Genomic DNA, 25,273 nt, shown 5'->3' on the forward strand with positions numbered 1-25,273 from the left:
CTAGCTGCCTTCCTTGCGTTTCGGCCGCGGCGGCCCGTCCACCGGCGGCAGCGATTTGATGTAATCCGCCATCGCCGCGAGATCCTCGTCCGGCAATTGCGAGGTGTTCTTGATCACGCGCGTCATCGCGCTGCCGACACTGTCGCCGTCGGGCAATTCGCCGGTCTTGAGGAAATAGGCAATATCCTTCGCGCTCCACTCGCCGAGACGCTTCTGTGTGATGTTGGGCACCCAGCCCTCGCCTTCCGGATTGGGGCCGCCGGCAAAGCGTTCTCCGGAGATAATGCCGCCAAGCGCATTGCGCGGGCTGTGGCATTCGGCGCAATGGCCGAAACTGTTGACGAGATAGGCGCCGCGATTCCATTGCGGCGACTTCGTGCCGTCGGCGACGAAGGGCTTTCCGTCCATAAACAAGAATTTCCAGATCCCGATGTTACGCCGGATGTCGAACGGAAAGCGCACGTCGTGGTCACGCACCTTGCCTGCAACGGGCGGCAACGTTTTCAGATAGGCGAAGAGGTCGAGCACGTCCTCGCGCCTGGCGTGCTGATAGGACGTGTAGGGAAAGGCCGGGAAATAATGCTGTCCGTCCGGCGAGACCCCATGCATGACCGCGTTGACGAAATCGGCGTCGGTCCATTTGCCGATGCCGTAGGTCGGATCGGAGGAGATGTTCGGCGCGTAGAACGTTCCGAACGGCGACTTGATCGCGACGCCGCCGCCGAGCCTGGTGCGATCGGGCTGGTCGGGGACGGCATGGCAGGACGTGCATCCGCCGGCGTTGAACATCACCTCGCCATTGGCGAGATTGGGGACATGGGTAGGCGCTGCGGCGGCACCGGCCGCCACCACCGGCGCGCTGAGCCACCAATAGACGCCCACAGCAGCGACCGCGGCAAGCAGCGCCACGACAATTGTTCGTTGCAACATGCAGATCCATTCATTGCTTGCCGCGAACTTATGACCGATGTCCACGCGGCTCCAGCCACGAAGAATTTAGCCCGCCCCGGCCGGATACGGGAATAAACTGAAACGGCCAATGTTGGAAGGTTGGCAGGCCAACGAGGTCTCAGGGAGAATGTCATGAACAAGACCGTCATCGCCATGGTCGCGCTGGGCGCCGCAGCTTTTGCAGCCCCCGCCGGCGCCGAAAAGCTGAAAGCAACGCTCGACGGCAAGTCCGAGGTGCCAGCAACCACCACCAGCGGCACCGGAACCGCCGATCTGGACTATGATGCCGCCAGCAAGAAGCTGTCCTGGAAGGTCACCTATTCCGGTCTGTCCGGCCCGGCAACAGCCGCCCACTTCCACGGGCCGGCCGAGGCCGGCAAGAACGCCGGCGTCGCGGTCGCGATCCCGAATGCGACCTCCAGCCCGGTCGAGGGCTCGGCGACGCTGACCGATGCGCAGGCCGCTGACCTGCTCGCCGGCAAGCTCTACGTCAACATCCACACCGCGGCCAATCCGGGCGGCGAGATCCGCGGCCAGGTGACGAAGTAACCTCAAGGCTGCTTCGTACGCGAAGGCCGGGCGCCGGAGGGAGCGTCCGGCCTTTTCGATTCCGCACGCCGCGAGGCGGCCGCGCACGCTCATTCCGGCATGCCGGCAACCCGGAGCGCTTGCGTCAGCTTTTCGGCATCTTCCCGTCGGCGGTATCGCCGTGTGTAGGCATCGATACGCTTATTGGGACATAGTTGCATCGCACGGTCGCAAATCCGCCGGGCTTCCCCAACCCGGTCTGACGCCGCATGGCATGCCGCCAGAATGAATTGCGCAGGCGGAAAGATCGGTATCAGCCTGATGGCGGCTGCCGCGCAAGCCAAGGCGTCATCATGACGGTCAGCAAGAAAATGAGCGTAAGCCAAGCCCGTCTGGGCATTGGCGCCCCCATGCGGATGAAGCGGGTTCAAACGCAATGCGGTGTTGAACTGCTCGATTGCGGCGTCACCACGACCAAGCCAGAGTTGGCTCCAACCGTTCCAATGTCGTGCGATGACGAGGTTTGGGTCCAGCTTTATCGCGCGCACGAGAAGAGCATCGCCTTCCTCGACCTCGCCTGCCACCTGGGAGAGCGCGTGTCCGGCCATCGCAAGCACCGACGGATCGTTCGGGTCAAGCTCGACCGCCCGCCTCGCCAGCCGCGCGGCTTCACTGTGTTCATGGGCTTCATCAGTGATCCAGTCGAAAACATTCCTCAGGACATAGCAACGGGCGCCGAGCGCGTATGCACGCGCGAATTCGGGATCGATCTCGCGGGCAGTTTTTGCGAGCTCGATAGCCTCGATGCTTGCTTCCTCGGTGAATTTGAAGAAGGAGGCAAATGCCCGAAGATAATAGTCGTAAGCCTGAAGGTTGTCGGTCGGCTGGCGTTGGGCGCGCTCGATTTCGGCGCGCTCCAGTCGCGGGGAGATTGCGCCGATGACGCTGCTCGTCAGCCGATCCTGCAGGTCGAAAAGATCTTCGATCTCACTGTCAAACCGGTCCGTCCAGAGATTCAGGCCGGTCGTCGCGTCGATCAACTGACCGGCAATTCGGACTCGATTGCCGGCCTTGCGCACACTGCCTTCGAGCACGTAGCGAACGCCCAGCTCCTGACCGATCTGTTTGACGTCGATCGCCCTGCCCTTGTAGGCCAGAGTCGAATGTCGCGCGATGACGAAAAGAGACTTCGAACGCGACAGTCCCRAAATGATGTCCTCGACCATACCGTCGGCAAAATAGTCCTGCTCCGGATCCGGGCACAGGTTGGCGAATGGAAGGACCGCGATCGAGGGTTTGTCGGGGAGCGAGAGCGCAGGTTTCGGCGTCTCGGCTCCGCCGTCGGCGGCCGCTGCGCCCTCGGCGGCAAGCGTTTCCCGGACCTGACCCACGAAGCGGAAGCCCCTGCGTGGCAGTGTTCTTATCAGCCGCTGCTCTTCGCCAGAATCCCCGATCGCGCATCGCGCACTGTTGAGGCGGGTCGTCAGCGCGGCATCGGACACGCAGCGCCCCTGCCAAATGGCATCGATGAGTTCATCCTTGCCTACGACGCGCTCCCTGTTGCGGATCAGGTAATCGAGGAGATCGAACACCAGTGGCGTAACTGAGATCCGATCCGCTCCGCGATGCAGCTCTCGCCGACCGGCGTCGAATGCATACTCCTCAAAGAGATAGCGCACGGTGCGAATCCCTTGGGTGAGCCCTCCGGGGCGACCGGGGTGGGCTTTTTGGCCCGCTGGACGTCGCAAGAATAAGCTGCCGGTAGGAAAAATGTAAGCTGTCGGTCAAGCACGCGCGTCGGTCTTCGGGCACCTTCTCGGGGTGAAAAACACCCTCCGAAGGCACTGCAATGACCCTGATCCAAGGTACAATGTGGCCGGAACGGGCGTCCATATCGTCCCGGCATGTCCGCGGCCTGATCTGGAAGTACTGGGATGTCTTTCAGGCACGTCGCGATCGCCAGAGAGTGCGCGGCACGTTGTCCGGCTTGAGTGACCGGGAGTTGATGGACATCGGCACGACGCGCGGCGAGATCGACTACGTTGCCTCCAGCCGCGATATCGACCCGCGAGACATCGTGAGCCATTCGCGCGGAGCGTAAGTCCGGAGCCATTCGGCCTGCCAGGGGACACCAGCCTGACCAACGGCTTGGCACCTTGGCTCGCGCGAGCGGCGGCATGGCCGACCTCATTGCGTTGCTTGGGGACGCTTCGGCAATGTCGGGGCTACGCCCTCAAGCCGCGTTCAGCGCCTGTGTGAGGTCCGCGATCAGGTCCGACGGGTTTTCGATGCCGATCGACAGCCGGATCGTGGAATCAAGCACACCGATTTTGCGGCGGATGTCGGCGGGAACGCCGGAATGGGTCATGGTTGCAGGCAGGCTCGCAAGCGACTCCGTTCCGCCAAGACTCACCGCCAGCTTGAGGATTTGCAGCGCGTTGAGGAATTTCACCGCCGCGTCCTTGCCGCCGACGATGTCGAACGAGAAGGTGGAGCCCGCCCCCAGGCATTGCCGCGCAAACACCATTCCGGCCGGCGAAGCCTTCTCGAGATGGCCGAGATAGTGAACCTTGGCCACCTTGGGGTGATCGCGCAAATAGTCCGCCACGACGCGCGCGTTGCTGTCCGCCTTCTCCATGCGCAGGCTCAGCGTCTCGAGCGAGCGGTTGATCATCCAGCAGGAATGCGGATCGAGCTGGGTGCCGATCGCGCCGCGGAGCGCTTTGATGCCCTTCACGATCGCCTTCGCGCCGAGCGCGGCACCCGCGATCAGGTCCGAATGACCGCCGACATATTTCGTAAGCGAGTACAGGGAAATGTCCGCACCATGCTCGATCGGCCGCTGAAACACCGGACCGAGCAGCGTATTGTCGCAGGCGATGATCGGAATGTGTCCCTGGGTCTTGCCGATGGCTTCGGCGACACGGCGCATCATCGCGACGTCGACCAGCCCGTTGGTCGGGTTGGCCGGAGTTTCGATCAGAATCATCGAGACCCGGCCCTTGCGCATGGCCTCCTCCGAGGCCTGGCTGACCGCCGCTTCATCAACGCCATCGGCGAAGCCGACGGCGCCGATCGACAGGCGCGCAAGCGTGTTCGTCAGCAGGGTTTCCGTCCCGCCATAGAGCGGCTGGGAGTGCAGGATGACATCGCCGGGGCGGACGAACGCCAGGATCGTGGTTGCAATCGCCGCCATGCCGGATGAAAACAGCGCGCAGCTCTCGGTGCGCTCGTAGATCGCGAGCCTGTCCTCGACGATTTCGCTGTTGGGGTGATTGAAGCGCGAATAGACCAGCCCCGCGCCCATCCCTTCCGGCGGCTCGCGCCGGCCGGCGACGAAATCGAAGAAGTCCTGCCCGTCGTCGGCCGTCTTGAACACGAAGGTGGACGTCAGGAACACCGGCGGCTTGATGGCGCCTTCCGACAATTGCGGATCATAGCCATAGGTCAGCATCAGCGTTTCAGGATGCAGCATATGGTTGCCGATGTGCGTCTTCGACGGGAACGGTTTGACCATGGCCTGCCTCGCTGTTTTGATTCAGATTCTCGCTGCGAATTGGAACTCTGCGATCGAAGCACACGACTCGGATGCGCCTGCATCCAACAACTCTCGTCAACGTCGCAGCGGCTGCGGTTGAAGATAAGCTCATACGTGGCGCCCCGACAGCGATCAGCCAGGCCTCGCAAACAAATTTTGCCTTTGGTGTGGTTCGACGAATCGATGCCTCGGTAACCGAGGCACCTCAACGCAATGGTCCAAGCCTCCCCCGCTGCTGCCCTACCTTTGACGGGCCGCCCGCAAACATCCCCGATTCCGTCCATCCATTTTCGTGTTGCCGCCACAAACTGCACTCACGAAGGCGTGACCGCGTATGAGGAGAAAAAAGTGCGCGCAATGAGACCATGGAAAGTCGTGGGGGCCAAACATCACCACTCAAGTGTCGAGCAACTTCAGCTCGATCTGGCGGCGATCAACCGGTGCATACACGTGCTGGAAAAGGCGGACGTCGACCCTCAGGACATTGAGGTACTGACCGTTCATGCGCTGACGCTCGCCGAACAGATCGATGAGGTGCGCTGGTTGAACCCAGCGAAGGCTTTGGGGTGGTTACTCGAAAAAGAGACTCGCAAGCCTGCCGCTCGAAAAGCATCGGGAGCCGGCTGAGCAATACGCTCGCCTTCGATCCGCCCAGATGCGCGTCCGACCGAAAAGGCGTACGAGTCAACCGAGGCGCCCGCGCACAACGCAAAAAGGGCGGATGCCGTGCGCATCCGCCCTCACTTTTTGCCGACTCCGCGTCAGCTGTTCTTCACACGAAAGGTCTCGTGGCAGCCGCCGCATTCCTTGCCGACCGCGGGAAAAGTCGCCTTGAGCGAATCGAGGTCCTTGATCTTGCCCTTGGCCTCGCCGACGACCTTGGCGAAGCTTGCGATCTTGGCGTCGAAGCCGGCCTTGTCCTCCCAGATCTTCGGCGAGGCGCTGTAGTCGCCCTCGGGCTTCTGGCCCTTTGCGCTCGCCGGGAACAGGTTTGGCAGCTTCTTGGCCGTATCCGCGAACTGCGCCAGCGCGCTGTCCACCGTGGCCTGGTCGTAAGGCTTCTCGCCCTTGACGATCGCCGCAACCGCGCCGGCGTTCTTGCCGTTGCCCTTCATGAGGGTCTGGACCTCCTTGACGGAGTCCTGCTGCGCCCAAACCGCGCCCATGCCGAGCAGCAGCGCGCCCCCAACAACCAACACTCGCTTCATTCGCAAAATCCCTTTCCCTGAGACAGGATCGTGCTGACCCCACATTGGGCCAACACCGATTGGCAGAGTTCATTCCATCCAAAGCGCGGCGATAGATCGTCGCACTATGGATTATTTGGTCGAGCTCGAGATTAAAGGCTGTGACGGCGGTGGTGCTCGTTGACGGCGATCCACACCCGCTCCGGGGTGGCCGGCATGTCGATGTGGTCGATCTTGTATTCGCGCCAGAGCCCGTCGACGATGGCGTTGACGACGGCCGGACAGGAGCCGATCGCGCCGGCCTCGCCCGCCCCCTTCACGCCCAGCGGATTGGTCGTGCAGGGAACGTTGCTGGTCTCGAATACGAAGTCCGGACCATCAGCCGCGCGCGGCAGCGCGTAGTCCATGAAGGTCGCGGTGATCAGTTGCCCGTCAGTGGCGCCGTAGACCACCTGCTCCATCAGCGCCTGGCCGATACCCTGCATGGCGCCGCCATGCACCTGGCCCGCCAAAAGCAGCGGATTGAGCGTCTTGCCGAAATCGTCGACGATCACGTAGTTGACGATCTTGATGATGCCGGTGGCCGGATCGATCTCGACTTCCGCCAGATGCGTGCCGTTCGGATAGGTGCCGTCGGCGCTGGCAAAGGTCGCGCTGCCGTTAAGCTTCGATGGATCGGCGCTCCCGCGCTTGGCGAGATCGGCGAACGACATCGAACGGTCGGTGCCGGCGATCCGCACGACGCCGTCGGAGAGCTCGAGGTCGCCGGCACTGGCTTCCATCGCCTGCGCCGCGATCTCCTTCAGCTTCTGCCCAAGCTCGCGCGTGGCGCGCTCGACGCTGACGCCTCCTGACGGGATCGAGGCCGAGCCGCCGGTGCCGAGCCCCGTGGCGATCTCGTCGGTGTCGCCCTGGCGCACGTGCACGCGCTCCGGCGGCAGGCCGAACTGCTCGGCGACGATCTGCGCATAAGCCGTCTGGTGGCCCTGCCCGCTCGACTGTGTGCCGATCAGGACGGTGACGTCGCCGCTGGGATCGAGCCGCACATTGGCGGTCTCCTCGCCCATCACGCCGCAGATCTCGACATAGCTCGCAAGGCCAATGCCGCGGATCAGGCCATTCTTCTTGGCTGCCTTGGCGCGCTTCGGAAATTCCTTCCACTCGCCGATCTCCATCGCGCGCTTGAGATGCGCGGCGAAATCGCCGGAATCATAGACCTTGCCCGTGGCCGTCTTGTAGGGCAGCGCCTTCGGCGGAATGAAATTCTTGCGGCGGATGGCGTCCGGCGTCATGTCGAGTTTTCGCGCACAGGCGTCCACGAGGCGTTCGATGACGTAAGCGGCCTCGGGACGGCCCGCGCCGCGATAGGCGTCGACCGGCACGCTGTTGGTGAAGATGGTGCGCACCCGGCAGTGGAAGGCCTGGATGTCGTAGAGGCCCGGCAGCATGCCGGCGCCGCCATGCGGAATGTAGGGGCCGAAGGTCGACAGATACGCGCCCATGTCGCCCATCAGGTCGCAATCCATCGCGAGGAATTTGCCGTCCTCGGCCAGCGCCATCTTGGCGGTGGTGACGTTGTCGCGGCCCTGCGCGTCGCCCATGAAGTGCTCGGTGCGGTCGGCCGCCCATTTCACTGCTTTCTTGAGCTGCCGCGCGGCGACCGCCATCAAGGCGTATTCGCGGTACGGAAACAGCTTCGTGCCAAAACCGCCGCCGACGTCKGGGCAGATCACCCGCATCTTCTCGGTCGGGATGTTGAGCACGTTCTGGCAGAGGATGTCGCGCAGGCGATGGCTGCCCTGGCTGCCGACCGTCAGCGTCAGATGATCGCGCTTGGCGTCGTATTCGCAGACCGCCGCGCGCGCCTCCATGAAGCTCGCGACCACGCGCGGATTGACGATGTTGATTTCGGCGACCGCATGCGCCTTCGCAAAGGCAGCTTCGGTCGCCGCCTTGTCGCCGATCGAGACGTCGAACAGCACGTTGCCGGCCTTGTCCGGCCAGACCTGCGGGGCGCCCTTCTTGACCGCGTTGACGACGCCGGTCACCGCCGGCAGCGGGCTCCATTTGACCTCGATCGCCTCGATCGCGTCGCGGGCCTGGTCGATGGTCTCGGCGACCACGAAGGCGATGGAATCGCCGACATGGCGCACCTCGTCCTTGGCGAGGATCGGGTAAGGCGGGCCGGTGAACGGATCGGTCTCGAGATTGAACAGGCAGGGCAGATTGCCGAGATCCTTGACATCATCGGCGGTCAGGATCAGCGCAACGCCCGGCAGCGTGCGAGCCCGGCTCGCATCGATGGTGTATTTGGCATGCGCGTGCGGCGAGCGCAGCATCAGGCAGCGAAGCGCGGCCTGCGGCGCATAATCGTCGGTATATCGGCCCTTGCCGCGGATGAGCGCGTCATCCTCCTTGCGCAGCACGCTTTGGCCAACGCCGAACTTGATGGGAGCCGCCATTTTCTTATCCCGTCCTCATGGTTGTTTTGCGGGCATATTGCCGTGGAAAAAGTGGCAAGGCAAACGGCTTTAGGCGGGCATAGGCCGCGCAGGCTCGCCCGGTGCCTCGCCTGTCAGAGCGGGATGCGACGAAAACGCCGCAGCCCGGTCATTTCCCTGTGAGGAACGGTCCGGTTGATGGCACGATAGTTGCCGAACTCGTCCCGCGGTGCACTCCTAAGAAGTAGTCGTGCTGACTGCCGCTTGTTCGCAAAGCGTATCTCCGCTTCTGACGGTTGATCACCTATATCACGCCCCGCCTCCAAAGATCCGTGGTGCGATCTCTCAGCGTATCGATAGCGCGTTCAGGCGTGATGTAGTCGATCTCGCTACGCGTCAAGCCGATATCCATCAGCTCCCTGTCACTCAGGTCCTGCGATGCGACCTGCGGGCGCTGCCGCAGCTCCTGAAACGCACGCCAGTATCGCTTGATCAGTCTCAAGACGATGGAGAGGTCGAGCCGAAGCCTCGCGGCATCGCGCTCAATCTCGGATGAGATGTCCGTCTGTTGGGGTGGCATCGGATGCTCCTGCTGTTGTGCCGGCAGGGAGCGTGGCCAAACAAAAGGCCCCGTCCGATGCCGGCGGGGCCTGGTGGAAAAGATGTCGTCGTCGAATTCCTAGCGCGCGACTCCTTCCACGGCCCAGCCGAAGCGGGTCATGTGGTTGCGGTTGAAGTGGCGCGACGATGTGATCATGCGGCGCCAATACCACGGCCATCGCGCAAAATCAAGGGATGTGCAGAGGTCGGTTGCACCTTGGAGGCGAGTCCCTCGCTCCAACGAATTCGCTCATTCGACGCGACGGTTCATGCCCCCTACGCGAGGGGCATTCCAAAGCGGACGTTTGCGACCGCTCTGAGAGCGCGGCCATTGACCCGCTGCGACATTCTCAACAGCCGGCCGACCTGGACGAGCCGGCCGGCTGCGCGCATCGACGGACGTGCGTCGCTCAGGGACGAACGCGGATAATCGTATTTCCCTTACGTCGCTCGGTCGAATTTAGGGCGGCGACGGCATCGTCGAGGGTCGAGACGTTGCCGATGTTAGTCCGCAGTCGTCCGTCCCGCACCCGCTGGACGATCTCATTCAGTTGGGCACGATCAGCCTCGACGACGAAGTCGATCGCCAGCCCGTTGGAAGGCTGCGCCTCCGCCGGCCCGATGATGGACACCAGTGTTCCCCCGGCTCGAATGAGTCCGGTGGACCGCTTCTGGATGTCACCACCGATGACGTCGAACACCAGATCGACTTCGCCGATGTCCTCCAGTGCGTCGTTGTCGAGGTCGACGAATTCCTTCGCGCCGAGGTCGAGCACTGTCTGACGATCGGCGGCACGTCCGGAGCCGATGACGTAAGCTCCGGCCGCTCGTGCGAGTTGCGTCACCATAGACCCGACTGCGCCTGCCGCCCCGTGTGCCAGCACGCTCTGCCCCGCCTGAATGCGACCGTGCTGGAACAGCCCTTGCCACGCGGTGAGGCCCGAGATCGGCAGGCTCGCGCCCACGGTAAAGTCGACGTCGCCCGGCAACGGCGCAAGGTTGCGCGCCTCGATTGCCACGTACTCGGCCAGCGTGCCGTCACGATACCAGTCCGCGAGGCCGAACACCCGTTGTCCCACCGACAGCCCCGTCGTTCCATATCCAAGGGCAGAGACCACTCCGGCCAGCTCGTGCCCAGGGATCGACGGCGTTCGGTCGCGATCAAGGCGATCGGCCCAGCTCGAGGGCCACGCAAGCTCAGTCGGGATAAATCTCGACGCATGAACCTGGACGACGACATCGTTTATCGCCGCCTGTGGCTCGGGCCGGTGCACCAGCTTCATGCCGGCCGTTCCCGCGGCTTGCTCCGTTGCAACGATAGCCTTCATGAGATTTTCTCCTTGGTCATTTGTCTCTTCGGTGGAAATGCGAGGGAGCGCGCACGCGCCGGCTTTCCACAAAATGCTAGGCAGTGTGGAACTCCTGTCTCCGTGTCGGCGATTGAGTTGTCTGCACTGATCGGAACTCCCGCTAAGCCCGATGGATCGGGCTCGCTCCGATCTATGGTCGTAGCGAGTAGATGCGTTGCGCCTGGCTATAAAAAAGTACCAAGATTGACGATTCTGGCTGTACCAGCCGATGCCGTGATGTCGGCCTTGAGACTGTGAGCCGACGAGAATCGCAAAACTGGACTTGGCAAATTGCTGCAGACGCCACCCGGCTGGACTTTTTCAGTCAGCGGGGTCATTGCGCGAAAACGCCGCAATCATCAATTCGGGATCGGCCGGCAAACAGCAGGCGGCGACAAGGTCGCCGCCTGCTCTTCCAAGGCTAGATCAAGGCGCGAGATGTGCCTTGATCTCCGCCGACATCTGCCGAATCGCGGCCTTGGGCTCGGGGTCGCTCTGGATGCCGTTCAGCAGGACGAAGTCGTGGATCATCCCGTTGTAGCGGGTCGCGATCACGGACACTCCGGCCTCCTTGAGCTTGCGCGCGTAAGCCTCGCCTTCGTCGCGCAGCGGATCGTTCTCTGCGGTGATGACAAGAGCCGGGGGAAGCCCCTTCAATTGCTGCAGGCTGGCACGGAGCGGCGAGACGTAGGGGTTGTTGCGCGTCGCCGCGTCCGGCGCGTACAGATCCCAGCCGTATTTCATGAAGGCGCGGGCGAGAAATCGTCCCGTGCCATATTCGTGGTAGGATGCGGTGTCGACGCTGGCGTCGGTCGCCGGGATCATCATGACCTGATAGCTGATCTTGGGTCCGCTGCGGTCTTTGGCCATCAGCGACAATGCCGCGGTCATGTTGCCGCCAACCGAATTGCCGGCCACCGCGATCCGGCTACCGTCCGCGCCGAACTCTTCGGCGTGGCTCGCCACCCATTTCAGCACCGCATAGGACTGGTCGAGCTGCGTGGGGAAGCGCGCCTTCGGCAGGGACGTGTACTCAACGAAAACACCGATCTGGCCGGAGCCGACCACCAGGTCGCGCAACAGACGCTGATGGTTCTGGAAATTGCCGACGATCCAGACGCCGCCATGAATGAACAGCAGTACGCCGGGCTTTCCCGTCACGTGCTCGGGCTTCATGATGTAGATCTTCACTGACTGACCATCCTGGGTGATGGTCTGCTCGGTCGTGTTCACCCCCGACATGTCGACTGGCGTCTTGTTCTGAAGCTCCGTCAGGATGTCCTGCGGCTTGGGCTGGGGCAGCTCCCAGAACGGGCTCGGATCCTTGTTGATCTCGCGCAGGAAGGCGCGAACCTGGGGATCGATCCGGGGGTCGGTCCCGGCGTCCGGGGCCGCATCGGCGGCTTGGGTCATGAGGATTGCTCCGAGGCTGAGGATTGCGAGTGAAGAGAACAGTTTCATGGTCAACTTTTGCTTGGGGGTAGACGCACTCGCACAGCTAGCCCGCGCGGAGGGGCTGCCGCTTCTGTCAAATGACCAGTCCGATGACGGGACGACGATCAGTCCGCGGGGCGGCTGATGCTTGCGAGAACGGGGCGTAGCCCGGACCGCGAGGTGATTCCGGCCTTCGAAAAGATCCGGTGCAGGTGGTACCCGACAGTTCTGTGGGACAGATACAGTCTGGCGCCGATCTCCTTGTTCGAGAGACCTTCGGCGGCGAGTTGCGCGATGTGAAGCTCCTGCGGGGTCAGCGTGTCCCACACCTGTTCGGTTCGCCGGCGGCTGGTTTCGCCGGACGCGCGCAGTTCCTCGCGGGCCCGATCGCTCCAGGGCGAAGCGCCGAGCGCATCGAACATGTCGCGTGCCTCGCGCAACGGAGCCCTCGCATTGGCGGATCTGCGCTGGCGGCGCAGCCATCCGCCATAGGCCAGGAGAAAACGGGCTCGCAGGAACGGCCATTTCTTCGCGGCCGGCCCAGGATCTTGCAGTCCAAGACCTTGCAGTCCAAGACCTTGCAGGAAGAACGGCTCGGCGTCTTCCGGCGCAGCGAGGAACGCCTTGCCATATTGCAGCATCGTCCCGACCCACGGCACCGGCGTCGGAGCCGAGGCGCGCTCGATCTCATCAAGCACGCGGCTCGCCTCGTCCGCATTGCCGGACGACACGGCGGCCTCCACGAAATCCGCGAGGCCAAAGAACTGAAGGCCGAAATTGAAAGCGGGATCGGCCGGCGTGAACAGGCGTCGCAGATGCTCAAAGGCCTCCCAATGACGGCCCGCGCCGATTGCGGATACGCCTCGTGCGATCTGCAACATGGCCAGCAGGAAACTCGCGCCGATGGACAGGGCCAGGGCTTCCGCCTGCGCCGCATACGCTTCGGATTGCTCCAGATTGCCTTGCATTCCTGCGAGCCTGGCTTTCAGGATCGTGGCTGCGGCAATCCACGGAAGCCCGCCGGTCTCTTCGGCAAGCCGGGCGGATTCCTCGGCCTCCCTCATGGCGCCCCGCCAGTCACCGACTTCCATTTCCGCCCACCCTTGGGCGAAAAGCACCCGGGCGAGATCGCTGAGCCGTCCCTGCATGCGCAGCACGGCACTGGACTCGGCGAGAAAGTTCACGCTGATGTCGAAGGTCCCGATGACATTGGCGGTGCTGCCGAGGATGCTCGCAACGGTGGGGTCGCTGTGCGCCGTTCCCGCAAGCCCCTGAAGCTTGAGGTACAAGTCCGCCCCCCGCCGCAGCGGCTCGACGTAAGCGGATATTGCGATCAGGCGGGGGTCCCCGTCAGGCAATTCCAGCCGCGCAGCCGCATCGTGAACCCTTGCGCAGAGTTCATCGCTTGCGCTGCTCCACCAGCAACGTTGCGCGGCTCGCCAAAGAAGATTGGCGGCCAGATCGATCGCGCCGGCGGCGTGGGCTTTCGCGGCGAACCCAATCAATGCGAGAATCTTCGCGGGATCGTTGACCGCCGGGGGCTGGCTGATCTCACGGCACCAGGCGATCCGGACCAGCGCCAACTGGTTCGTCTCGTCGATGTCGGCCTGCCGCAGCAGGCGCTCCATGAGCTCCGGCTGCCCCAGATCGGCGGCGAGTTCGGCTGCCCGCAACAGCCGGTCGCCTCTCGCCTTCGCCGTGCTGCTCAGCCGTGCCGCGCTTTCCAGAACCTCGATCGCCATCGCCACGGCGCCGCGCCGCAACGCGCGCGCCGCCATCAGGTCGTATTCGCCGGCGAGCTCGTCGTCAGGTCCGATCGTTGCTGCGGCACGATGCCACAATTGGCGGTCGAGCTGATCGTGAATCACGGCAGCAAGTGCGGCGTGGATCCTTTGGCGGGTCGCCGGGTCGGCGGCCTGGTGCATGGCGGAGCGAACGAGCGGATGCCGAAACCTCACCTCCGTCCCGTTGATCTCGATGAGCTTCGCGGCGACCGCGGGCGCCATGGCATCGATCCCCACGCGCTCGCCCAACACGGCTTCGGCGGCGGAAAGGATTTCGTGGAGCGATGTCCCGTCGTTCTCCGCCGTCACGAACAACAGCAATTGCGCGATGTGCGGGAGGTCGGACAAGCGACTGGAGAAGGCGCGCTCGAGCCGGTCGGTCAGCGGAAGCCACGGCGCATCTCCAGCGGCTCGTTCTCCGCGGGGCAGCTCCACAAGGGCCAGCGGATTACCCGAGGCCTCCCGAAGGAAGCGGCTGCGCAACTCCGCCGGAAGGCCCGGCGCGTTGGCGTCCAGCAAATGCTCGGCGTCGGCCTCGTCAAGCCCTGAAAGTCGCAGCCTCTGGGTGGAGGCGTCGCCAAGGGGACTCTTGAAGTCATCGCGCATGGCCACCACGAGAACGATCGGGTCCGAGCTCAGTCTGCGCGAGACGAAGGCCAGCACCTCAAAGGTCGCCTGATCCAGCCATTGGGCATCGTCGGCAACAAGCAGCAGAGGCTCGCGCGTCGCCCTTTCGCTCAGAAGAGACAGCGTCGCGAGCGCAACCAGGAAGATATCGGGCGGCCCCGCGTCGTCATGCATGCCAAAAGCGGCCAGCAAGGCCGATCGCTGGCGAGGGACAAGGCCCTCGGCCCCTTTCATCAGCGGACGCAAGGCCTGTTCAAGTGCTGCAAACGGCAAATGGACTTCGGCGAGGACGCCGGTCATGCCCAAGACGGTGAAGCCGCGTTCACTGGCCCTGTGTCTGGCAACATCGAGGAGCGCAGATTTTCCGATGCCGGGCTCACCGCTGATAACAAGCGTGGATCCACCTTGGTCGATCCGTTCGATCAGGTGATCGATCAGCGCAATGTCCTGCGCGCGACCCTGCAAACTGGGGGACGCAAGGGTAGCACCAACCCGCCCTTTCCGCGGCGAGGTCGCCTTTTTCGCCCGTCTGGTCATCGCATAACCGTTGGTGAGACCGCACCCTTTCGAACTCGACCGAGGTTAAACGTTACCATGCACCGGGAACCAGAGGAGAGCCATATACGTGATGGCTGCTTCCGGCGTGTCTCGCCTGCTGCAGCAGGCTTTGGCCCGTCGGATTGATACAGGCCTAGCCACGCACCAGCGAGACCAACCAGCTGCGGCCGAACAGGATGAGGATCGCGAGCGCGTAGACGATGGTGCCTCCGACGGCCAGCAGCACCAGCATCAGCTCATCGCGGAAGTGCATCGAGCCCAGCATAGAACCGCTGAAGCGCGCGATCAGCCAGAACGTGGCGGCGAGGATCAGTCCGGTCAGCAGGAATTTAGCGAGCGACATCAGCCACGCGCGGTCCAGCACGAGAAAGCCTCGCCGCACGGCGAAGAACAGCACCAGCAGCAGATTGGTCCAGACACCGACAGCTGTCGCCAGCGCAAGGCCGATCTGGGCGAGCGAACCCATCAAGGCCACCTTCAGGGCGACGTTGACGGCGATGCCCGTCAGCGAGGCGCGGACCGGTGTCGCCGTATCCTTGCGCGCATAGAAGGTCGCGACCGCGCTGCGGATCAGCACGAAGGGGATCAGGCCGATGGCATAGGCCGCGAGCGTGGCGCCGGCGGCGGCGGCATCGGCCTTCGAGAACGCCCCGCGGGCGAACAGCGCACGCATGATCGCGTCGGGCACGGTGATGAAGGCCGCCACGAACGGCACCGAGAACAGCAGCGTGAAATCGAAGGCGCGGCGCTGCGCCTTCATCGCGCCGTCATGATCGTTGGCGGTGATCCGCCGCGACATCTCGGGCAGCAACACCGTGCCTATCGCGATGCCGATCACACCGATCGGCAGCTGATTGAGGCGGTCGGCATAATAGAGCGCCGACAGCGCGCCTGCGGGCAGGAAGGTCGCGATGATGGTGTCGGCGAACAGCGCGACCTGTGTGCCCATCGAACCCAGCGTCGCAGGTCCCAGTGCCTTGAAGAAGCTGCGGACGTCCTCGTCGAGCTTCAGCGGCGCAAAGCGCGGAAGGCCGCCATGGCGCGCGAGATCGCCCGCGAGCAGGAAATATTGCAGGAAGCCGGAAATCAGGACGCCCCAGGCGGCGGCGTGGCCTGCGCTGGGAAACCATGCGGCGAGCGCCAGCGTCATCATCATGGAGATGTTGAGGAAGATCGATGCCGCCGCGGCACTGGCAAAGCGCTGCATCACGTTGAGCATGCCGCCGTAGAGCGTCACAAGCGTGATCAGCAGCAGATAGGGAAAGGTGATCCGGGTCAGCTCGATCGCGAGCTTGCGCTGCTCGGCGTCCTCGGAAAAGCCCGGCGCCAGAATGCTCATGGCCTGCGGCATGAACAGCCAGGCGACGATCAGCAGCACCACCTGCGAGGCCAGCAGCAGCGTGAAGATGCGGTCGGCGAACAATTTTGCCGCCCCCTCCCCGCGCTCGCCATGGACATGCGCATAGGCGGGCACCCAGGCGGCGTTGAAGGCGCCCTCGGCGAAGATCGCGCGGAAATGATTGGGCAGCCGCAGCGCCACGAAAAAGGCGTCAGCCACGGGGCCGGCGCCCAGGATCGCCGCGAGCATGATGTCGCGGGCAAATCCCGTCAGCCGCGAGAGCAGCGTGTAACCACCGACCGTGAAGATGCGTCCGAGCATGCGTCTGTTTTAGAGACTTATCAGCCCAACGATAAGGCTTTGAAGTTTGACGTGATCAAAAAAGACGGGCGCTCGGCTTGCGATGCGCATTGCTGCGCCCTCTCCCCTTGCGGGAGAGGGCAGCGCCGCAGGTAGATGCAAATTCAATCGGGTGAGGGGTCTCTCTCCCAGCTTTCCGTGCGGAGAGAGACCCCTCACCCGTCTCGCCGCTATCGCCATAGCCGATGCAAAGCATCGGCGTTCTTAAGGGACGGCGGCCGAAGGCCGCCTATGCCACCCTCTCCCACAGGGGGAGAGGGAAAGAAGGGCAAAACGACGAAATCAGCCCGCGATCGCGCCGCGCACCGCGGCGATGATTCGCTCCTGGTCGGCTTCCGTCAGGTAGCCGTGCATCGGCAGGCTGATGACGTCCTGCGAGAGGCTCTCGCAGCCCGGCAGGCCGCCGTCCGCGACCGGATACTGCTTGTAGGCGGTCTGCTGGTGCATCGACTTGCCGTAATAGATCGCGGTCGGCACGCCCTGGGCCTTCAGCGCGGCAGCAAAGCCGTCGCGGTCGGTGCCCTCAGGAAGACGGATGGTGTACTGCGCCCAGACCGAGGTGTTGCCCGGCGCAAGCCGCGGCACGGTGACGACGTTCGACAGGCCACGCGCATAGCGCTCCGCAACCCTGTTGCGGGCGGCGATCTCGTCGTCAAAAATCTTCAGCTTCTCGATCAGGATCGCGGCCTGCATGGTGTCGAGCCGGCCGGTCAGGCCGAGGCGGACGTTGTCGTATTTGTCCACGCCCTGCCCGTGCACGCGGATGCTGCGCAGCGTCGCGGCGAGCTCGTCGTCATCGGTGAAGATCGCGCCGCCGTCGCCGAAGCAGCCGAGCGGTTTGGCCGGGAAGAAACTGGTCGCGGTGGCGAGCCCGAAGGTGCCGAGCTTGCGGCCCTTGTAGCTCGCACCAAACCCTTGGGCGGCGTCGTCGAGCACGAACAGGCATTCGGCCCTGGCGATCTCGGCGATGGCATCGTGATCGGCGGGCTGGCCGAACAAATCGACCGGAATCACCGCGACCGGCTTCAGGCCGGCCTTGCGCGCGGTCGCGATGCCGCGCTTCAGCGACTCCGGGCTCATGTTGAAGGTGGCTTCATCGACATCGACGTAAACCGGCGTCGCGCCGGTCCGCGCCACCGGCGACGCGGTTGCGATGAAGGTGAAGGACGGGCACAGCACGGCATCGCCGGGGCCGACATTCTTCGCCATCATGACCATCAGGATCGCATCGGTGCCGCTGGCGCAGCCGATCACGTGCTTGGCGCCGCTATAGGCCGCAAGCTGCTTCTCGAGCTCGGCGACTTCAGGACCATTGACGAACTGGCAATGGTCGAGGACGCGCTTGACGGCGGCATCGAGCGAGGCGCCGAGCCGGCGGCGCTGCGAGGCGACGTCGACGAAGGGAATGGGTTCGGAACGCAGATGCTGGTTCATGGCGCCTTGCGGGTTTTGAGCGGTCGACATGGAGAAGAGATCAGCCCGCGACGCGGCGCGGACCCTTGCGGGCGGACGACGTGGCTGCGGGCCGCGACGGTGTTTCCAGGCACTGCGTGGCGATCTCGAGGCTGGCGACGCCMTCGTCGCCGGTGACCGCCGGCGTCTCGCCGTTGCGGACGGCCTTCAGGAACGCGATCAGCTCGGCGCGGAGCGGCTCGTCGTGGCCGACCGGCAGATGCCGCATCGAATAGCTGCCGTCCGGCTTGAAGCCGAAGCACTCGGTGACCTGGCGCGTCAACAGATCGCCCATCACGTATTTGCCGCGGGTCGCGACCGTAACGCTGCGCGCCTTGAACGGCGTCAGCCAGTTGGTGTTGATGTGCGCGAGCACGCCATTGGCGGTGCGGAACTGCAAGAGCGCGATGTCCTCGCGCTCGGCGACCGCGCTCGACAATTGCGGCTGCACCTCGACGATGTCGGATTCGGTGAACCAGCGGATCAAATCGATGTCGTGCACGGCAAGGTCGATGACGACGCCGACATTGGACATGCGCGGCGGGAACGGACCGACGCGGGTGATCGCGATGGAGAGAATATCTTCGCCTGCGATCGCCTGCTTGACGGCGGCGACCGCCGGATTGAAGCGCTCGACATGGCCGATCATCAGCGTGACGCCGGCCTTTTGCGCGGCGGCGACGATCTCGCGGCCTTCCGCGACCGTTGAGGCGATCGGCTTCTCCACGAGAACGTGGACGTTCCTGGCGATGCAGGCGAGCGCGACCTCGTGATGCAGATGTGTCGGCGCGGCGATGGTGACGGCGTCGACACCTTCGGCGAGGAGCTGGTCGAGCGTCTCGAAACCCTGGCAGCTGGCAAGCTCGGTGGTGCGCGTCAGATGCGCCGGCGACGGATCGACCACGCCGACGAGGCTGACGCCTGGAAGACCCGCGAGCACGCGCGCATGGTTGCTGCCCATCACGCCCGCGCCAACGACGCCAACGCGCAAGCCGGCCTTTGCCGGTGCAAACCCTTTGGAACTCATCTGAGTAAACCCCGATTCAACGCAAATCCCCGGGCCGCTTCTAGCACGGGCGCCACATTTGTGGCGAATGTCAGCCGAATTGACCGGACACGATTTGATTCAAAAAGTTACACGTTCCCCGGGCCTTAGCGCCAAAAGCTTGCGCCTTCCGGCCCGGGTCGCGTGATTCGGAGCTTGCTGGTTACGACCTTTGATAGTCGTCTTCAATCCGGATGATGTCGTCTTCCCCGAGATAGCTTCCGGTCTGGACCTCGATGAGTTCCAGCATGATCTTGCCGGGATTCTCCATCCGATGCACCGCGCCCATCGGGATGTAGATGGACTCGTTCTCGTGCACCGTCTTGACGGTCTCGTTGACGGTCACCCGGGCGGCGCCGCGGACGACGATCCAGTGCTCGGCGCGATGATGATGCTTCTGCAGCGACAGCCGCCCGCCCGGCTTGACCACGATGCGCTTGACCTGGTGGCGCTCGCCATTATCGACGGACTGGTAGCTGCCCCAGGGCCGGTGCACCTTGAGATGCTCCTCGGTGACCTTCGGTGCGACCGCCTTCAGCTTGGTCACGAGGCGCTTCAGGCCGTTGGCATCCTTCTGGCGCGAGACCAGCACCGCATCCGCGGTGGCGACCACAACGAGATCGTCGACGCCTTCGAGCGCGACCAGCGCTGCATCTGTGGTGACGTTGCAGTTGCGCGAGTCTTCGAACACSGCRCTGCCRTGCGAAGCATTGCCTTGCGCGTCCTTCTCCGACAACTCCCACACCGCGTGCCAGGAGCCGACGTCGGACCAGCCGCAGGACACCGGCAMGACCGCTGCGCGCGAGGTCTTCTCCATCACCGCATAGTCGATCGAGATCGCCTTCGCCGYGCCGAACGCCTCGGRCTCCAGCGTCACGAAGCCGAGATCGCGGCCGGCATTGCTCACCGCATTGGASAYCGCCTCGACGCTCGCCGCRTCSACCYTGCGGTATTCGTCGAGCAGGACMGTGGCCGGRAACATGAAGTTGCCGCTGTTCCAGAGATAGCCCGAACTGACGTAGTCGGCCGCCTTCACGGCATCAGGCTTTTCGACGAAGCGCGCGACGGCGTGCACCTCGCCGGAGATCACCTCGCCCGGGCTGATATAGCCGTATTCAGTCGCCGGCCGCTCCGGCTTGACGCCGAARGTGACGATGCGTCCGGCGCTCGCGGCGGTGAGGCCCTCGCGGCACGCCGCGACGAAGGCGGCGTTGTCCTGCACCACGTGGTCGGCGGCGAGCGCGAGCACGATCGCGTCACTGGCGCGGTTCTGCGCGAACACCGCGCCCGCGGCGATCGCGGGGCCGGAATCGCGCCGCATCGGCTCGAGGATCACGTCGGCCTCGATGCCGATCTCGGCGAGTTGCTCCAGCACCATGAAGCGATAGGACGCATTGGTGATGACGATCGGACGATCGAACAGCGAGGCATCCGACACGCGCAGCAGCGTGTCCTGGAAGGTCGAGCGCGTGCCGAACAGCGGCAGGAACTGTTTGGGGCGCACCTCGCGCGAAGCTGGCCACAGCCGCGTGCCGGCACCGCCGCACATGATCAGGGGGATAATGCGTTTGTCCATCGTCATTTCAAACCTTGAAGTAGTCCCGATACCAGGTGACAAAATTACGGACCCCGAGCGCGATCGGCGTTGACGGTGCAAAGCCGGTGTCGCGCGTCAGATCCTCGACATCCGCGAACGTTTCCAAGACGTCTCCCGGCTGCATCGGCAGCAATTCTTTGATTGCCGTCCGACCCAGCTCCTGCTCCAGAAACCCGACGACATGCATCAGCTCTTCCGGATGGTGGTTGCCGACATTGTAGACCTTAGACGGCGCATTTGCGGCAGCCGGGTCATCCGCGGGCACCCGATCGATGAGCTTGGATACTACACGGGTGACGTCGTCAATATAGGTGAAGTCGCGACGCATTTTGCCATGGTTAAAGAGCCGGATCGGACGCTCAGCCATGATGGCGTTCACGAACAGAAACAGGGCCATATCGGGCCGGCCCCACGGGCCGTAGATGGTGAAGAAGCGCAGGCCCGTGACCGGCAGCCGGTAGAGATGGCTGTAGGACTGCGCCATCAATTCGTTCGCCTTCTTGGTCGCGGCATAGAAGCTCACGGGATGGTCGGTCCGGTCCTGCACGGCAAATGGCAGTTTAGTGTTGGCGCCATAAACGGAGGATGACGAGGCGTAGACGAGATGACGACAAGAGTTGTTGCGGCAGCCCTCCAGCACGTTGAGAAAGCCCTGGAGATTGGAATCGGCGTAAGTGTGCGGATGGTCGATCGAGTAGCGCACGCCGGCCTGGGCCGCGAGATGCACGACTTTGTCAAATCGATGTCGCGCAAACAGCGCCGCGATGGTCTCGCGGTCGGCAAGATCGGCCTCGACGAAGGCGAAGCGGGAATCGTTCCGAAGCAGCGCCAGGCGCGCCTGTTTCAGCGCGGGATCGTAATAGCTGTTGAGATTGTCGAGCCCGACCACGGGCCGGCCCTCGGCGAGAAGCTGCCGGGCGACGTGAAAGCCGATGAACCCGGCGGCTCCCGTGACCAAAATCGCCTGATCCGTCATCCTGTTCCCAAGCGATCTGTTGCCACGCGATCCCGAAGCCGGCCCCGCGGCGCCTCTTTAGCCGCGGTATCGAGGCCGTCGCAATAGCCTCGCCGCTATTCGTCACCGCTCCATAAGCGCTATTGCAAGATCGGCGCCAAAACCATACCAAAGCGGCCGAATTCGACGCCTAGCGTCGGGTTGCCTCAAATCTTCGCAAACCCTGTTCATGCGGGCGAGATGCGCCGAATCCTGCTGTCGACGGCCAAAATCCTGATTTCCGGAGCGCTGCTCTACCTGGCGCTGCGCAAGGTCGATCTGTCCGAACTGTTCTCGCGCCTGACCGCGACCAGCCTGCTCTGGATCGCCATGGCGATCGCGGTCACGTTCCTGCAAATCTTCGTCGGCGTGGTCCGCTGGCGCGAGATCAGCGCCGAATGCGGCGCGCCGCTCGAGCTCGGCCGCGCCATGCGCTACAACGTGATCGGCGCGTTCTTCAACCAGACGCTGCCTTCCGCGATCGGCGGCGATGCGGTCCGGCTGTGGCTGGTCGCGCGCGCCGGCGCCGGATGGCGCGCGGCCACCTACTCGATCTTCGTCGACCGCGCGATCGGCCTCGTCGCACTGGCGATCGTCGTCGTCGCGAGCCTGCCCTGGAGTTACGAGCTCATCACCGATCCGCACGGACGCTCGGCGCTGCTGCTCGTCGATTTCGCCGCGCTCGCGGGCGGCGTCGGTTTCCTGATCTTCGGCGCGCTGAAATGGTCGTGGCTGAAGACCTGGTGGGCCACCCACCACATCCACGCCTGCGCCGTGATTGCCAACCGCGTGATCTTCAACGCCAAGCGCGGACCGATCGTCGCAATTCTGTCGCTTCTCGTTCACGTGCTCGCCGTCGTTATTGCGTGGTGTGTGGTGCAGTCGATCGCCGCTCCGGTCAGCTTCGGCCAGACATTCCTCCTCATTCCGCCGATCATGCTGATCACCCTGATGCCGATCTCGATCGCCGGCTGGGGCGTGCGCGAGGCGACGATGGGCCTGGCCTTCGGTTTCGCCGGGCTTTCCGCCAATGAAGGCGTCAACGTCTCGCTGCTGTTCGGCGCCGTGCTCTTCATCGTCGGCGCGATCGGCGGCCTGGTCTGGATCCTCAGCGCGGAGAAGGCCGCGAAAGGGTCAGCGTCGCTCGGGGTACCGGAGTGAGCCCAGCCATCGACGCTGTTGCCGCCACGTCCTCGCTGCTTGCCGTCGCGGTCGCCGCGCTGATGTCGGCCCTCATCACCTGGACCAGCCGTCCCCTGCTCCAGCGCTACGCCCTGGCGCGGCCGAATGCCCGTTCCTCGCATCGCATTCCGACCCCGCAGGGCGCCGGCATCGCGGTGATCACCGCCACGCTGCTGGTCGCATCGGCCTGGGCCGCCTGGGCGAACGTTGCGATCCCGCCGGCGCTGGTCATTGCAACGATCGTGATCGCGCTGGTCGGATTCGCCGACGACATCGTGTCGCTGCCGATGTTGGTGCGGCTCGCGGTGCAAGCAGCCTGCATCGGCGCGGTCGTATTCACCGCGCCCGAGACCGCGCGCATCGTGCCGGCACTGCCGCTTCCGCTCGAGCGCGGTCTCATCCTGCTCGCCGGCGTCTGGTTCGTGAACCTCGTCAACTTCATGGACGGGCTGGACCTGATGACGGTCGCGGAAGTCGTGCCCGTCACCGCAGCGCTGCTGCTGCTGGGACTGCTCGGTGATCTCTCGTGGCCGGCCCCGCTGATCGCCACGGCGCTGTGCGGCGCCATGCTCGGCTTTGCGCCGTTCAACCGTCCGGTTGCAAAGGTGTTCCTGGGCGATGTCGGCAGCCTGCCGATCGGCCTTTTGCTCGGCTGGTGCCTGCTGGAGCTCGCCTGGCAAGGGCAGCCCGCCGCAGCGCTGCTGCTGCCGGCCTACTACCTCGTGGATTCCACCATCACGCTGTTTCGGCGCATCGCGCGGCGCGAACAATTCTGGTCGGCGCACCGCTCGCACTTCTACCAGCGTGCCACCGACAATGGCTTCACGGTCCGCCGCGTGGTCGGCGATGTGTTCGCGCTCAATCTATTGCTGGCTGTGCTTGCCATCGTCATGGTTCGCGCAAGCTCGACCTCCGTCACATGGCTCGCGCTCGTCGCGGGCGCGATCGCGATCGGATTCGTGCTGCGCCGCTTCTCCCGCCCTCAGGCGTCCTGAGCCGACAGCGCGAGCCGCAGGCCCTCGTCGAGGGAGACCTGCGGCTGCCAGCCGGTCGCGATCGCCTTGGCGAGATTGAGCTCGAGCGAGCCGATCAGGCTGTCATGGGTATCCTGCCGGCCCATCACGCTGAGCAGCATTGAGAGCAGCTCCGGCGGCATGCCGAACAGCCGCGAGGTCTTGCCGGCTGCCTTTGCCAGCCGCTCGATGAATTCGGGCGTCGAGACCTGTTCCGTGTCGGCGACCAGGAAGATCTCGAAATTGCTCGTGGGATCGGGGTGAGCCAGCCGGCGCAGGATGAACGACGACAGATTCTGCACGGCCAGGAACGCGCGCTGATTGCGGATCGCGCCAAAGGGCAGCGGCAGTCCCAGATTCACCGCGCGCGTCAGCAGCGCGAAATTGCCCTTGGCGCCCGCGCCATAGACCAGCGGCGGCCTGATCACCGAGATCTTCATGTCGCTGTCGCGCGCCAGCGTTCTCAAGCCCGCCCTCGGCGGCGGCCTTGGACATGCCGTAGAGACGGCGCGGCGTGAGGATGCGTCTTCGCTGAACGGCGCGCGGCCTTCATTGCTGCGGCCGTGCACGAGAACGGTGCTGACGAAGATGAACTGGCGAACGCCCGCCGTCGCCGCGGATCGCGCCAGGTGCAGCGTGCCGGCGATGTTGACGTTGCGGTAGAGCTGGACCGCGTGCTCCTCGTGCTTGTGATGCACGCGCGCGGCGAGATGGACCACGGCGTCGACGCCTTCGAGCGCCGCCTCCCAATCGGTATCGGGGCCGATCGATTCGATCACGACCTCGTCGTCGATCCCTCCGGGCTGCGCACCGCGGGGCGGACCGACCATCCCTCGCCCGCTAGCTCAGGCGCGACATGACGGCTGACGAAGCCGCTCGCCCCTGTCACCAGCACGACCGGTTTTCGCTCGCTCATCGTTGCTCCGCCAGATCGGGGTTACGCAACAATTCGTCGATCAGCCCGGCATAGGCGTTCATCGCGGTCGTCCGGTCGAATCTCGCCGCCGCCTTCACTGCGCGTTCGGCCATGGCGTCATCGCCGCTGCGGGATGCTGCACGGATCGCATCGGCCAATTGATCCGCCCGCCCCGGCGTCACGACCCATCCGAGCCCGTTCTCCACCACCGTCAACGCAGCCTCGGCCTCCGGCTCGGAGACCAGCGCCACGGGACGGCCGACTGCCAGCAGATTGTAGAACCGGCTCGGCACCGACACCCCCGCCACGTCCTTCCGGTACGGAATGATCCAGAGATTGGCAGCCGCCAGGAACGCCTCGAGCTCGGCATCCGCGACC

General features: G+C 64.3%; 21 protein-coding genes and 1 pseudogene. 5 read left to right on the forward strand and 17 right to left on the reverse strand.

From position 1 onward, the window contains the following. The gene (locus AC1DW2_RS23750) at nucleotides 1-930 is read right to left on the reverse strand and encodes a c-type cytochrome (RefSeq protein ID WP_063986235.1); all 930 of its coding nucleotides are present in this window, start codon (nucleotides 928-930) and stop codon (nucleotides 1-3) included. 153 nt (nucleotides 931-1,083) lie between these two features. Here AC1DW2_RS23750 and AC1DW2_RS23755 point away from each other — a divergent pair, with 153 nt between their 5' ends. After that, nucleotides 1,084-1,500, forward strand: coding sequence for a CHRD domain-containing protein (locus AC1DW2_RS23755; RefSeq protein ID WP_014493929.1), 417 nt, complete (start codon nucleotides 1,084-1,086; stop codon nucleotides 1,498-1,500). Between the two features lie 89 nt (nucleotides 1,501-1,589). Here AC1DW2_RS23755 and AC1DW2_RS23760 read toward each other — a convergent pair whose 3' ends face one another. Next, the gene (locus AC1DW2_RS23760) at nucleotides 1,590-3,158 is read right to left on the reverse strand and encodes a winged helix-turn-helix domain-containing tetratricopeptide repeat protein (protein ID WP_477007207.1); all 1,569 of its coding nucleotides are present in this window, start codon (nucleotides 3,156-3,158) and stop codon (nucleotides 1,590-1,592) included. A gap of 170 nt (nucleotides 3,159-3,328) precedes the next feature. Between AC1DW2_RS23760 and AC1DW2_RS23765 the strand changes: the two genes are divergently transcribed. Then, nucleotides 3,329-3,580: a YjiS-like domain-containing protein gene (locus tag AC1DW2_RS23765; protein ID WP_063982216.1), complete on the forward strand. Its 252-nt coding sequence runs from the start codon at nucleotides 3,329-3,331 to the stop codon at nucleotides 3,578-3,580. A 132-nt stretch (nucleotides 3,581-3,712) separates the two neighbouring features. Here the strand turns inward: AC1DW2_RS23765 and AC1DW2_RS23770 are convergent, their stop codons facing one another. Next, nucleotides 3,713-4,996, reverse strand: a complete 1,284-nt coding sequence (locus tag AC1DW2_RS23770; RefSeq protein WP_477007208.1) for a cystathionine gamma-synthase family protein — start codon at nucleotides 4,994-4,996, stop codon at nucleotides 3,713-3,715. Between the two features lie 234 nt (nucleotides 4,997-5,230). Here AC1DW2_RS23770 and AC1DW2_RS23775 point away from each other — a divergent pair, with 234 nt between their 5' ends. After that, nucleotides 5,231-5,644, forward strand: a complete 414-nt coding sequence (locus tag AC1DW2_RS23775) for a hypothetical protein (protein ID WP_477007209.1) — start codon at nucleotides 5,231-5,233, stop codon at nucleotides 5,642-5,644. Nucleotides 5,645-5,778: 134 nt separating this feature from the next. Here the strand turns inward: AC1DW2_RS23775 and AC1DW2_RS23780 are convergent, their stop codons facing one another. The 11 genes from AC1DW2_RS23780 to AC1DW2_RS23830 form a co-directional block, all read right to left on the reverse strand. After that, nucleotides 5,779-6,225 carry a c-type cytochrome gene (locus tag AC1DW2_RS23780; protein WP_028153044.1) on the reverse strand — a complete coding sequence of 149 codons (447 nt, stop codon included), beginning with the start codon at nucleotides 6,223-6,225 and terminating at the stop codon, nucleotides 5,779-5,781. A gap of 131 nt (nucleotides 6,226-6,356) precedes the next feature. Beyond that, nucleotides 6,357-8,666: a xanthine dehydrogenase family protein molybdopterin-binding subunit gene (locus AC1DW2_RS23785; protein ID WP_354081074.1), complete on the reverse strand. Its 2,310-nt coding sequence runs from the start codon at nucleotides 8,664-8,666 to the stop codon at nucleotides 6,357-6,359. A 283-nt stretch (nucleotides 8,667-8,949) separates the two neighbouring features. Beyond that, on the reverse strand, nucleotides 8,950-9,225 hold the full coding sequence (locus AC1DW2_RS23790; RefSeq protein WP_477007210.1) for a YjiS-like domain-containing protein: 276 nt from the start codon (nucleotides 9,223-9,225) through the stop codon (nucleotides 8,950-8,952). Between the two features lie 430 nt (nucleotides 9,226-9,655). Continuing rightward, a complete protein-coding gene (locus AC1DW2_RS23795; protein WP_477007211.1) occupies nucleotides 9,656-10,573 on the reverse strand; it encodes an NADP-dependent oxidoreductase in 918 nt (305 codons plus the stop codon). Nucleotides 10,574-11,020: 447 nt separating this feature from the next. Next, complete coding sequence (locus AC1DW2_RS23800; RefSeq protein WP_259256765.1) at nucleotides 11,021-12,007, reverse strand: alpha/beta hydrolase; 987 nt, start codon at nucleotides 12,005-12,007, stop codon at nucleotides 11,021-11,023. A gap of 146 nt (nucleotides 12,008-12,153) precedes the next feature. Continuing rightward, complete coding sequence (locus AC1DW2_RS23805; protein WP_477007212.1) at nucleotides 12,154-14,976, reverse strand: ATP-binding protein; 2,823 nt, start codon at nucleotides 14,974-14,976, stop codon at nucleotides 12,154-12,156. Between the two features lie 154 nt (nucleotides 14,977-15,130). Beyond that, the gene (murJ, locus tag AC1DW2_RS23810; RefSeq protein ID WP_166099460.1) at nucleotides 15,131-16,657 is read right to left on the reverse strand and encodes a murein biosynthesis integral membrane protein MurJ; all 1,527 of its coding nucleotides are present in this window, start codon (nucleotides 16,655-16,657) and stop codon (nucleotides 15,131-15,133) included. A 321-nt stretch (nucleotides 16,658-16,978) separates the two neighbouring features. Beyond that, nucleotides 16,979-18,130, reverse strand: coding sequence for a DegT/DnrJ/EryC1/StrS family aminotransferase (locus AC1DW2_RS23815; protein ID WP_477007220.1), 1,152 nt, complete (start codon nucleotides 18,128-18,130; stop codon nucleotides 16,979-16,981). A gap of 40 nt (nucleotides 18,131-18,170) precedes the next feature. After that, nucleotides 18,171-19,175: a Gfo/Idh/MocA family protein gene (locus AC1DW2_RS23820; RefSeq protein ID WP_477007213.1), complete on the reverse strand. Its 1,005-nt coding sequence runs from the start codon at nucleotides 19,173-19,175 to the stop codon at nucleotides 18,171-18,173. A 181-nt stretch (nucleotides 19,176-19,356) separates the two neighbouring features. Beyond that, on the reverse strand, nucleotides 19,357-20,769 hold the full coding sequence (locus AC1DW2_RS23825; RefSeq protein WP_477007214.1) for a mannose-1-phosphate guanylyltransferase/mannose-6-phosphate isomerase: 1,413 nt from the start codon (nucleotides 20,767-20,769) through the stop codon (nucleotides 19,357-19,359). Nucleotides 20,770-20,776: 7 nt separating this feature from the next. Further along, nucleotides 20,777-21,766, reverse strand: a complete 990-nt coding sequence (locus AC1DW2_RS23830) for an SDR family NAD(P)-dependent oxidoreductase (protein WP_477007215.1) — start codon at nucleotides 21,764-21,766, stop codon at nucleotides 20,777-20,779. Nucleotides 21,767-21,985: 219 nt separating this feature from the next. On the opposite strand from AC1DW2_RS23830, the gene AC1DW2_RS23835 reads away from it, so the two are divergent. Then, the gene (locus tag AC1DW2_RS23835; protein ID WP_477007216.1) at nucleotides 21,986-22,945 is read left to right on the forward strand and encodes a lysylphosphatidylglycerol synthase transmembrane domain-containing protein; all 960 of its coding nucleotides are present in this window, start codon (nucleotides 21,986-21,988) and stop codon (nucleotides 22,943-22,945) included. Further along, nucleotides 22,942-23,961 carry an MraY family glycosyltransferase gene (locus tag AC1DW2_RS23840; RefSeq protein ID WP_477007217.1) on the forward strand — a complete coding sequence of 340 codons (1,020 nt, stop codon included), beginning with the start codon at nucleotides 22,942-22,944 and terminating at the stop codon, nucleotides 23,959-23,961. Before AC1DW2_RS23835 ends, AC1DW2_RS23840 begins: the two co-directional genes overlap by 4 nt. Here the strand turns inward: AC1DW2_RS23840 and AC1DW2_RS23845 are convergent. The 3 genes and pseudogenes from AC1DW2_RS23845 to AC1DW2_RS23855 all read right to left on the reverse strand — a co-directional run. Further along, complete coding sequence (locus AC1DW2_RS23845) at nucleotides 23,949-24,809, reverse strand: NAD-dependent epimerase/dehydratase family protein (protein ID WP_477007218.1); 861 nt, start codon at nucleotides 24,807-24,809, stop codon at nucleotides 23,949-23,951. The genes AC1DW2_RS23840 and AC1DW2_RS23845 overlap by 13 nt on opposite strands. After that, nucleotides 24,755-24,895: an NAD-dependent epimerase/dehydratase family protein gene (locus AC1DW2_RS23850; RefSeq protein WP_477007219.1), complete on the reverse strand. Its 141-nt coding sequence runs from the start codon at nucleotides 24,893-24,895 to the stop codon at nucleotides 24,755-24,757. Before AC1DW2_RS23850 ends, AC1DW2_RS23845 begins: the two co-directional genes overlap by 55 nt. Beyond that, a pseudogene (locus tag AC1DW2_RS23855) lies at nucleotides 24,892-25,273 on the reverse strand (glycosyltransferase family 4 protein); the annotation flags it as partial. The pseudogene AC1DW2_RS23855 and the gene AC1DW2_RS23850, both read right to left, overlap by 4 nt.

The organism is Bradyrhizobium sp. P3_C3, assembly GCF_056402655.1.